This is a genomic window from Microvirga sp. Mcv34 (genome assembly GCF_024519725.1).
Classification (GTDB): Bacteria; Pseudomonadota; Alphaproteobacteria; order Rhizobiales; family Beijerinckiaceae; genus Microvirga.
Genome location: NZ_JALJRK010000212.1, coordinates 1 through 2,037, shown reverse-complemented (window position 1 = coordinate 2,037; position 2,037 = coordinate 1). Strand labels below are relative to the sequence as shown.

Annotated in this window: 2 protein-coding genes; one reads left to right on the top strand and one right to left on the bottom strand. The window is 67.8% G+C overall.

What is annotated here, in order from left to right; genetic code table 11:
- Positions 1–210 precede the first annotated feature (210 nt).
- Positions 211–1,359, top strand: coding sequence for an amidohydrolase (locus OC446_RS30140; RefSeq protein WP_262032557.1), 1,149 nt, complete (start codon positions 211–213; stop codon positions 1,357–1,359).
- 111 nt (positions 1,360–1,470) lie between these two features.
- Here the strand turns inward: OC446_RS30140 and uxuA are convergent.
- A partial coding sequence (uxuA, locus tag OC446_RS30135) for a mannonate dehydratase (protein WP_262032556.1) occupies positions 1,471–2,037 on the bottom strand: 567 nt, incomplete at its 5' end.

Here is a 2,037-nt window from a genome sequence, read left to right as displayed (position 1 = left end):
AAGGGGATCCAGGGTTCGGAGCGTGCAGATGGATTCCCTTCCCCTCCGCTGCGCTTCGACCGGGAACGACACTCTCGTCACTCAATCGCCTGATCCTTTCGATGACTTGATCGAAGCCCGCGCTTGGGTCCATAACGTCGGGCCGAAACAGGCCGGGCTGTCATCGGTTGAGCGTTCCGCTCCCATCGGGCTTCGGCGTGGAGGCGATCCATGGTGTTGACCAACGAGGACGTGGTCGATCTGGTGGCGTTCCGGCACAAGCTGCACCGCGCGCCGGAGCTTTCCCGGCAGGAGGTTCAGACGGCGCGGGACGTTCGCGCTTTCCTCGCCGCCACGCGCCCGGACCAGATTCTGACTGGCCTCGGCGGCCATGGAATCGCCGCCATCTACGAAGGCAAGGAGCCGGGGCCGACCGTCCTGGTCCGGGCGGAACTCGACGGGCTGCCCATCCAGGAAATCTCCGATCTTGCCTATCGCTCGGGGACAGCCGGCAAGGGGCATCTGTGCGGCCATGACGGGCATATGGCGATCCTGGCGGGTCTCGCCCGCGTTCTCGGCCGCCAGCGTCCGCGGCGTGGCCGCGCCGTCCTGATGTTCCAGCCGGCGGAAGAGGACGGTTCGGGTGCCGCCGCCGTCGTGGCCGATCCGCGCTTCCGCGAGATCAGTCCGGATTTCGCCTTCGCCCTGCACAATCTCCCGGGTATGCCCTTCGGCCACGCGGCGCTGGTGGAGGGACCGGTGAGTTGCGCGTCCCGGGGGATGCGCATCGTTCTGGACGGCAAGACCGCGCACGCATCGATGCCGGAGACCGGCGTTTCTCCCGTCGCCGTCGTGGCCGAACTGCTGCCGGCGCTGACCGCTTTAGGCCGTGGCGGCCCCTTGGACGACGGCTTCTCCATGGTGACGATCACCCACGTGAAGATCGGGGAGCCCGCCTTCGGCGTGGCTCCGGCCCGCGCGGAGATCTGGGCGACCCTGCGCACCTTGACCGATGCCGGGATGGAGGACCTCTGTGTAAGCGCCGAGCATCTCGTCCTCAGCGCTGCGCGGGAGAAGGGCCTGAGCGTCGAGATCTCCCATGACGACATCTTCGCCCATTGCGAGAACGCGCCGGAAGCCGTCGCCCATCTTCGCCGCGCCCTCGACGAGGAGCGCGTGCCCTACGACGCGGGCAACCTGCCCATGCGCGCCTCGGAGGATTTCGGCCGCTTCGGCCAGAAGGCCCCGGCCGCCATGTTCTTCCTGGGCGCGGGAGAGAATCATCCCAGCCTGCACAATCCTGACTACGATTTCCCCGACGACCTGATCGGCATCGGCGTTCGCGTGTTCATGCGGACATTGCGGAATCTGCTGGGGTAGCGGCACAGATCGGAAAGGCGCGGGGCTTCCCAGAAGCGGGATGGCCGGAACAAGGCCGGCCATGACGTGGTGGGTTTCGCTCCGACGAACCATACGCCGGAGGGCGCCCCCTTAAAGCGGCAAGTCCCGCAGCGATGACACGGCCTGCATCACGCCGCGCAGTTCGGCGAGGCCGCGCAGGCGGCCTATGGCAGGGTAGCCGGGATGGGTGGGCTTGCCGACGTCGTCGAGAAGTTCGTGCCCATGGTCCGGCCGCATGGGGATGCGCCAGTTCCTGTCGCCCGCGTCCTGCCGGCGCTTCTGCTCCTCGAGCAGCACCGTGACCAGGGCGACCATATCGGTGTCGCCGCCGAGATGGTCCGCTTCCATGAAGGAGCCGTCCGGGTCCTTGGCGACGTTGCGCAGATGAGCGAACCAGATCCGGTCCGCGTAGCGCTTCGCGATGGCCGGGACGTCGTTGACCGGGTTGGCGCCGAGCGAGCCGCTGCACAGCGTGAGGCCGTTGGCGGGCGCATCGACGGCCCCGAGGACGAAGGCGATATCGTCCGCGTTCGACACGATGCGCGGCAGGCCCATGAGCGGACGCGGCGGATCGTCCGGGTGGATGCACATGCGGATTCCGACCTCTTCCGCGGTCGGGATCACCTCGCGCAGGAAACGGGCGAGGTTCTCGCGCAG

Excerpts from the sequence above, each read along its gene's own strand:
- OC446_RS30140 (WP_262032557.1), top strand. The coding sequence starts at position 211 with ATGGTGTTGACCAACGAGGACGTGGTCGATCTGGTGGCGTTCCGGCAC.